Origin of the sequence: Kitasatospora sp. NPDC058965, from assembly GCF_042741245.1 — a bacterium.
Classification (GTDB): Bacteria; Actinomycetota; Actinomycetes; order Streptomycetales; family Streptomycetaceae; genus Kitasatospora.
In genome coordinates, this window is the sequence record NZ_JBHYKG010000358.1 from 1 (window position 1) to 8,106 (window position 8,106).

At 74.9% G+C, this 8,106-nt stretch carries 7 protein-coding genes; 2 read left to right on the forward strand and 5 right to left on the reverse strand.

Annotated features, from left to right (window positions below; all coding sequences use genetic code 11):
- Window positions 1-26: 26 nt before the first annotated feature.
- Window positions 27-791 (reverse strand): IclR family transcriptional regulator, encoded by a 765-nt coding sequence (locus ACFW1A_RS35400; RefSeq protein WP_380416654.1) that lies wholly within the window; start codon window positions 789-791, stop codon window positions 27-29.
- A 126-nt stretch (window positions 792-917) separates the two neighbouring features.
- Entirely contained in the window at window positions 918-1,826 is a 909-nt protein-coding gene (gene mmuM, locus ACFW1A_RS35405) for a homocysteine S-methyltransferase (RefSeq protein ID WP_380416657.1), read from the reverse strand.
- Between the two features lie 38 nt (window positions 1,827-1,864).
- Between mmuM and ACFW1A_RS35410 the strand changes: the two genes are divergently transcribed.
- Window positions 1,865-2,425 (forward strand): NUDIX domain-containing protein, encoded by a 561-nt coding sequence (locus ACFW1A_RS35410; protein WP_380416660.1) that lies wholly within the window; start codon window positions 1,865-1,867, stop codon window positions 2,423-2,425.
- Window positions 2,426-2,432: 7 nt separating this feature from the next.
- Here ACFW1A_RS35410 and ACFW1A_RS35415 read toward each other — a convergent pair whose 3' ends face one another.
- Window positions 2,433-3,074 (reverse strand): TIGR03085 family metal-binding protein, encoded by a 642-nt coding sequence (locus ACFW1A_RS35415; protein ID WP_380416662.1) that lies wholly within the window; start codon window positions 3,072-3,074, stop codon window positions 2,433-2,435.
- A gap of 145 nt (window positions 3,075-3,219) precedes the next feature.
- Here ACFW1A_RS35415 and ACFW1A_RS35420 point away from each other — a divergent pair, with 145 nt between their 5' ends.
- A complete protein-coding gene (locus tag ACFW1A_RS35420) occupies window positions 3,220-5,256 on the forward strand; it encodes an acetoacetate--CoA ligase (RefSeq protein ID WP_380416665.1) in 2,037 nt (678 codons plus the stop codon).
- A gap of 62 nt (window positions 5,257-5,318) precedes the next feature.
- Here ACFW1A_RS35420 and ptsP read toward each other — a convergent pair whose 3' ends face one another.
- The gene (gene ptsP / locus ACFW1A_RS35425) at window positions 5,319-6,989 is read right to left on the reverse strand and encodes a phosphoenolpyruvate--protein phosphotransferase (RefSeq protein ID WP_380416667.1); all 1,671 of its coding nucleotides are present in this window, start codon (window positions 6,987-6,989) and stop codon (window positions 5,319-5,321) included.
- 122 nt (window positions 6,990-7,111) lie between these two features.
- Window positions 7,112-7,561 (reverse strand): PTS glucose transporter subunit IIA, encoded by a 450-nt coding sequence (locus ACFW1A_RS35430; RefSeq protein ID WP_380416669.1) that lies wholly within the window; start codon window positions 7,559-7,561, stop codon window positions 7,112-7,114.
- Window positions 7,562-8,106: the final 545 nt, after the last annotated feature.

Below are 8,106 nucleotides of genomic sequence, written 5' to 3' on the forward strand. Positions count from 1 at the left end.
CCGCCCTCCGGCGGCTCCGGACCAGGTCAGAACCGGTTGGCGCCCAGGTCCCGGGAGATCGCCCGGGCCGCGTCGCGCACCGACGCGACCAGCTGCGGGCGGACGAAGCCGTCCTGGCAGACCCGCTCCACCGCGCCGCTGACGCAGACCGCGCCGACCGGGTTGCGCCGGCGGTCCTGGATCAGCGCGCCGATCGAGGCCACCCCCTCCCAGGTCTCCTCCACCGCGTCCGCCCAGCCGCGCTCGCGGACCAGCGCGCACTCGGCGTCCACGTCCTCCAGCCGGGTCAGGGTGCGCGGGGTGAACGACTGCAGCGGCCCGTCGCCGAGCTGGCCGCGCGCCACCGGGTCGTAGGCCAGCAGCACCTTGCCCAGGGCGGTGGAGTGCAGCGGCTGCATCGAGCCCACCTCCAGCACCTGGCGGGTGTCGTCGGGGCGGAAGACGTGGTGGACGATCAGCACCCCGTGCTGGTGCAGCACCCCGAGGTAGACGGTCTCCCCGGAGGCCCGGGCCAAGTCGTCGGCCCAGACCAGGGCGCGGGCCCGCAGCTCGTGCACGTCCAGGTAGCTCTGGCCCAGGCGGAGCAGTTCGGCGCCCAGCTGGTACTTGCCGCTCTCCGGGTCCTGCTCGACGAAGCCCTCCTGCTGCAGGGTGCGCAGGATCCCGTGCGCGGTGCCCTTGGCCAGGTCGAGCGAGGTCGCCACCTCGGAGAGGCCGAGCCGGCGCTCGCCGCCGGCCAGCAGGCGCAGGATCGCGGCGGCCCGGGAGAGCGACTGGATCGGGCCGGGCATGGGGACCTCCACTGACGTCACTGGCAGGCGTTCGACAATGTCGACTACATGAGCTTGGTCAGAGTCTGCCAGGCGGGACGGCGCGGATGCACGTCGCCCACCGGTTCGCCCCGGTTCGCCCACCGGTTACCCGTCGGCAGGACGGGGGTCGGCGGCGCCCAGCACCGCCGCCAGCTCCGCGATCCCGTCCGGGCCGACCCGGCAGCAGCCGCCGACCAGCCGGGCCCCCGCCGCCACCCAGTCGCGCGCGTACCGCGCCGGTCCGTCGGCCCGCCCGGTCCAACCGGTGCCGTCCCAGCCCTCACCACTGTTCGGGTAGGCCACCACCGGCTTGCCGGTCACCCGGGCCGCCAGCCGCACCGCCCGGCCCACCTCGCCCGGCGCGCAGCAGTTCACCCCGACCGCCACCACCTCGTCCACCTCGGCCGCCAGCGCGAAGGCCGCCGCCAGCGGCTGCCCGGCCCTGGTCCGCCCGCCGTGCACGGTGTAGGAGAGCCAGGCCGGCACCCCCGCGCCGCGCACCGCGCGCAGCAGCGCCGCGGCCTCCAGCGTGTCCGGCACCGTCTCCAGCGCCAGCAGGTCCGGCCCGGCCGCCGCCAGCGCCTCGATCCGCGGCCGGTGGAACCGCTCCAGCTCGCCCACGGTGAGCCCGTACCGCCCCCGGTACTCCGACCCGTCCGCCAGCACCGCCCCGTACGGTCCCACCGAGGCCGCCACCCACCGCCCCGGCCCGGGCCCCGTCGCTTCGCGCGCCACCGCCACACTGCGCGCGAACAGCTCCGCCGCCCCCGCCCGCCCCACCCCGCGCCGGGCGAACCCCTCGAAGCTCGCCTGGTAGCTGGCCGTGGTCACCACCCGGGCGCCCGCCGCGACGTACGCCCGGTGCGCCGCCACCAGCGCCTCCGGGTCGTCCAGCAGCAGCCGGGCCGACCACAGCTCCCCGTCCAACCGGTGCCCGGCCGCCGCCAACTGGTTGGACAGCCCGCCGTCCAGCAGCACCGGCCCCCGGTCCAGCCGCAGTTCCACCGCGATCACCTCTCCAGCACGGTAACTCCGGCACTACCATCCACCCCATGACCACTGACCAGGCCACCCGACCCGCGACCTTCGGCCCCGGGAAGTACTGCCACTGGTGCGGCACCGCCTACCCGGAGGGCACCACCGGCTGGCCGCGCACCTGCGTGGGCTGCGGCGAGATCAGCTACCGCAACCCGCTGCCGGTCACCGTCGCGCTGCTCCCGGTCAACCTGCCGGGCGGCGGCCAGAGCCTGGTGGTCATCCGCCGCACCATCGAGCCCGGCTACGGCGAGCTCGCGCTGCCCGGCGGCTACGTGGACTACGGCGAGAGCTGGCAGCAGGCCGCCGTGCGCGAGCTGCGCGAGGAGACCGGCATCCTGGCCGAGGTCGCGGACGTCACCCTGGTGGCCACCGACTCCGACGCCCGGGGCGGCTTCCTGTGCCTGTTCGCCCTGCTCCCCGCCCAGGACCTGGACGCCCTGCCGCCGTCCACCCCGACCGAGGAGACCGAGGGCTGGCAGCTCATCGACGCCCCCACCACCCTCGCCTTCCCCTTCCACACCAACGTCGCCAACGCCTGGTTCGCCGGCGGCTACGACCACCACCTGAAGGGCTGACCGGGCGTCAGTCCGGCAGCCCGACCCGGGCCCGCAGCGCGGCCACCGCGGCCGCGTCCCCGCTGACCGCCAGCTCGGTGCGGGCACCGCGCCCGAACGCGAACAGCAGCAGCTCGGCCGGCCCGCCCACCACCCGCACCGGCGCGGCCGTGCCGCGCCCCGCCGTCCGGCTGCGCCCGTCCGGCAGCGCCAGCTCCACCCGCACCGGGGTGCGCCGCTCCAACTCCATCCGGACCGTCACCCCCAGCCGCCGCCAGAGCAGCTCGGCCAGCTCCCCGGGGACCGGCTCGGGCGCCCACCCGGGTGCGGCCCGCCGCACGTCCTCGGCGTGCACGAAGTACTCGACGGTGTTCGCCGCGAGGTCCGCCCCCGGCAGCCGGAACGGCGACCAGCGCGGCGGGCCGGTGCGGAACCGGCGCACCAGCTCCGGGTACGGCAGTGCCGCGTACCGGTCCTGCACCCGCTGCGTCCACCCCGCCAGGCGCGGCACCACGATGCCGGCCGCCGCGTCCGGCCGGGCCTCGCGCAGCACCAGGTGCGCCGCCAGGTCCCGGGTCAGCCACCCGCCGCAGAGCGTGGGCCCCGCCGGTCCGGCCGCCGTCAGCAGCTCCGCGAGCCGGGCCCGCTGCACCTGCGCAAGTGTCGACATGGTGTCAGGTTAGTCACCGCTGGCCGCGGCGGAACCCCCTGGCGGACCCGTCGATCCCGTGGCAGGCTCCTGCAGACAGCACGCACCGTCGCGGGCCGCGCCACAAGCGATGCTCCCGCGCACCGTCCGGCCGGGAGACCACACCGTGACCACCGCACCCAACGGGACCGCCCGCACCGAGCCCGAGCCGCTCTGGCGCCCGGACCCCGCCGGGGCCGCCGCCACCCGTCTGGTCGCTTTCCAGCGGTGGGCGGCCGAACGCCACGGAGCCCCGGCCGGCCCGGTGGCCCCCGCCCCGGACGACGCCACCGCCGCCGCCCGCTACGCCGAGCTGCACGCCTGGTCCACCGCGGACCTGGGCCGGTTCTGGCAGGCCGTCACCGAGTACTTCGAGGTGCGCTTCCACTCCGCCCCGGAGACCGTGCTCGCCGACGCCGCGATGCCCGGCGCCCGCTGGTTCCCCGGCGCCACCGTCAACTACGCCGAGCACGCGCTGCGCTTCGGCGAGGACCCGGCGCACGCCGAGCTGCCCGCGATCCTGCACCTGGACGAGACCACCGCGGAGCCGGTCACCCTCGGCTGGGCCGAGCTGCGCCGCCAGGTCGGCTCGCTGGCCGCCGCGCTGCGCGCCCGCGGGGTGCGCCCGGGCGACCGGATCGGCGCCTACCTGCCGAACGTCCCGCAGGCCGCCGTCGCCCTGCTGGCCGCCGCCGCGGTCGGCGCGATCTGGACCTCCTGCGCCCCCGACTTCGGCGCCCGCAGCGTGCTCGACCGGTTCCAGCAGCTGGAGCCGGACGTGCTGATCGCGGTCGACGGCTACCACTACGGCGGCAAGGACCACGACCGCACCGCCGTGGTCGCGGAACTGCGCCGCGAGCTCCCCTCGGTGCGCGCCTTCGTGCACGTCCCGCTGCTCGGCACGGCGGCCCCCGACGGCGCCCTGGAGTGGGCCGACCTGGTGGCCGACGCGGCCGAGCCGGTCTTCGAGCCGCTCCCCTTCGACCACCCGCTCTGGGTGCTCTACTCCTCCGGCACCACCGGCCTGCCCAAGGCCATCGTGCAGAGCCAGGGCGGCATCCTGGTCGAGCACCTCAAGCAGGCCGCGCTCCACCTCGACCTCGGCCCCGGGGACCGGTTCTTCTGGTACACCTCGACCGGCTGGATGATGTGGAACTTCCTGCTCGCCGGGCTGCTGGTCGGCGCCACCGTGGTCACCTACGACGGCAGCCCCGGCCACCCCACCACCGGCGCGCTCTGGGAGGTGGCCGCCCGCACCCGGGCCACCGTGCTGGGCACCTCGGCGGCGTACGTCATCGCCAGCCGCAAGGCCGGGCTGCACCCGGGCCGCGAGCTCGACCTGTCCGCCGTGCGCTGCATCGGCACCACCGGCTCCCCGCTGCCGCCGGACGGCTTCCGCTGGATCTACGACGAGGTCAAGCCGGACGTCTGGCTCGCCTCGGTCAGCGGCGGCACCGACGTGTGCAGCTGCTTCGTCGGCGGCGTCCCGACCCTGCCGGTCCACCTCGGCGAGATCCAGGCCCCCTGCCTGGGCGCGGCCGTGGAGAGCTGGGACGTGCACGGCAAGCCGCACACCGACGAGGTCGGCGAGCTGGTCGTCACCAAGCCGATCCCCTCGATGCCGGTCGGCTTCTGGAACGACCCCGACGGCCGCCGCTACCACGACAGCTACTTCGACACCTACCCCGGCACCTGGCGGCACGGCGACTGGATCACCGTCACCTCCCGCGGCACCGTGGTGATCCACGGCCGCTCCGACTCCACCCTCAACCGGCAGGGCGTGCGGATGGGCTCCTCGGACATCTACGAGGTGGTCGAGCGGCTGCCCGAGATCCGCGAGTCGCTGGTGATCGGCCTGGAGGAGGACGGCGGCGGCTACTGGATGCCGCTCTTCGTGGTGCTCGCCCCCGGCGCCGAACTGGACGACGAGCTGCGCGGCCGGATCCGCAGCAGCCTGCGCGAGCAGCTCTCCCCGCGCCACGTGCCCGACGAGGTGATCGCGGTGACCGGCCTGCCGCACACCCTCACCGGCAAGCGGATCGAGGTCCCGGTCAAGCGCCTGCTGGCCGGCACCCCGCTGGACCAGGCGGTCAACCCCGGCAGCGTGGACAACCTCGACCACCTGCGCTTCTTCGAGCAGCTCGGCCGGGAACGACGCGGCTGACGACGTGTGAGGGCCCCCGCCGCGGCGGGGGCCCTCACACGTTCGACCTGCCGACTACGGGCTCACTCGCCGGAGAGCACCTGGTGCGCGGCGGCCCGCGCCTCCTCGGCACTGTCGGCGGCCCGGGCCGCCTCGGCCGCCCGCCGGCACTGCGCCAGCGTCGCCTTGGCCAACGCCGCCCGCACGTACGGGATCGAGGCCGCGCCCATCGACAGGCTGGTCACCCCGAGCCCGGTCAGCACACAGGCCAGCAGCGGGTCGGCCGCCGCCTCGCCGCACACGCCGCAGCTCTTGCCGGCCGCCTGCGCCGCACCCGCCGCGGCGGCCACCAGGTCCAGCAGGGCCGGCTGCCACGGGTCCTGCAGCCGGGCCAGCGAACCCACCTGGCGGTCCGCCGCGAAGGTGTACTGGGCCAGGTCGTTGGTCCCCAGCGAGAGGAACTCCACCTCCCGCAGGATCGAGGAGGCCCGCAGCGCCGCCGACGGGATCTCCACCATCGCGCCGAACTTCGCCCGCAGCCCCGCCTCGGTGCACGCCCGGGCGAACGCCTTCGCGTCGGCCCGGTCGGCCACCATCGGCGCCATCACCTCCAGGTGGACCGGCAGCCCTTCGGCCGCCCGCGCCAGCGCGCGCAGCTGACCGCCCAGCACCTCCGGGTGCTCCAGCAGGGTGCGCAGGCCGCGCACGCCGAGCGCCGGGTTGGGCTCGTCGGCCGGGGTCAGGAAGTCCAGCGGCTTGTCGGCGCCGGCGTCCAGCACCCGCACCACCACCCGGCCCTCCGGGAACGCCTCCAGCACCTTCCGGTACGCCTCGACCTGGGCCTCCTCCGTGGGCGCCTGCTTGGAGTCGTCCAGGAAGAGGAACTCGGTGCGGAACAGGCCGACGCCCTCGGCGCCCGCCGCCAGCGCGGCCGGCACGTCGCCGGGGCCGCCGACGTTGGCGAGCAGCGGCACCCGGTGCCCGTCCGAGGTCTGCCCGGGACCGGACGACGCGGCCAGCGCGGCCTTCCGCTCGGCGGCCAGCGCGCGCAGCTCGGCCTGCCTCTGCGCGTCCGGCTCGACCAGCAGCTCACCGCTGCTGCCGTCCACGGCCACCACCACGCCCTCGGGCAGGTCGGTGGCACCCGGCAGCGCGACCACGGCCGGCACGCCCATCGCCCGGGCCAGGATCGCCGAGTGGCTGGTCGGGCCGCCCTCCTCGGTGACGAAGCCCAGCACCAGGGTCGGGTCGAGCAGCGCGGTGTCGGCCGGCGCCAGGTCCCGGGCGAGCAGCACGTACGGCTCGTCGCTGTCCGGCACGCCCGGCATCGGCACGCCCATCAGTCGGGCCACGATCCGGTTGCGCACGTCGTCCAGGTCGGCCACCCGGCCGGCCAGGTACTCGCCGGCCGAGGCCAGCAGCGCCCGGTAGGCGGCGAAGGCGTCGTACACGCCGCGCTCCGCACTGCTGCCCACCGCGATCCGGCGGGACACGTCGGCCATCAGCTCCGGGTCCTGCGCCATCAGCGCCTGGGCCTCCAGCACCGCCTGGGCCTCACCGCCGGCCAGGTTGCCGCGCGCGATCAGGTCGGCGGCCACCGCGTCCACGGCCTGCTGCGCCCGGGCCTGCTCGCGCGGGGCGTCCTCGGTCGCGATCCGGGTGGCCGCGGGTTCCAGCACCGCCGTCCCCATGTGCCGCACCGGGCCGATCGCGACGCCGTGGCTCACGCCCACGCCGTGCAGCGCCTTCTCCATGTTCCCAGCTCCCCACTCGCAGTCTGTTCTTGCCGGCCGGTCCGGCCGCTTGACGCTCGGCCCCGCAGTGCAGCCCCGCCCCACCGAAACACGGGGGACGGGGCGGTGTCCTGCGCTCGGGCTCAGTCCCAGGTGAACAGCTCGCCGCCGCTGGCCACTTCGCCCGCCTCGGCGATCTGGCTGAGCGAGTCGGGAGTGGCCTCCAGCGCCACGATGGGGGAGATCGGCGACTTGCCGGCGGCCTCGACCGCCGCCGGGTCCCACTTGACCACCGGCTGACCGCGCTTCACCTGGTCGCCCTTGCTGACCAGCAGCTCGAAGCCCTCGCCGTTCAGCTGGACGGTGTCGATGCCCAGGTGGGTGAGGACGCCGTGGCCGTCCGCGTCCATCACCACGAACGCGTGGGGGTGCATGGAGACCACCAGGCCGTCGACCGGCGCGACCGCGGTAGTGGGCTCGCGGACCGGATCGATGGCCGTGCCCGGACCGACCATCGCGCCGGAGAACACGGGGTCGGGCACGTTGGCGAGTCCGATGGCGCGGCCGGAGAGCGGCGACGTCACAGTGGTCATGGTGGAGCCTCCCAGGTGCGGAGTACAGCGTGCGGCCGCCTGTGGCGGAGCGCGGGATTGCCGTCTGTAGCTTAAATCATGTCAACTTCGGACATACCAGGACAGATAGGGTCTGACGCCGCCTGGTCCCTCGGGTGGCCGCACGACCGTTCCCGGTCGACCCGCACCTTGATTCCAGGCCGGTCAGGGCCCTGTCCGACTCAAGTGGTCTAGTCCTCTTCGTCGACGCGCCGCACTCTACGGCATCCGGGTGAGCTGGACGACGGTCCCGGCGCGCCGATCTGTCCGGTGCTCGCATCCGACCCCTCGGACCTGCACCATGCTCGATTAGGCGCTCCGGCGCGGAGCGGCTATGGTTGCTCAGGTCGCCACGACGGCGGCGGTGAATCCAGCGACACGACCGAGTGAATGTCCGGTTAATTCGGAACGAACTCGTCTGATACGCTGAGGACACGAAAGAACGAAGCCCGGAGGGTTGAGAAATCAACTCGAAGGAAGCGTCCGTTCCTTGAGAACTCAACAGCGTGCCAAAAGTCAACGCCAGA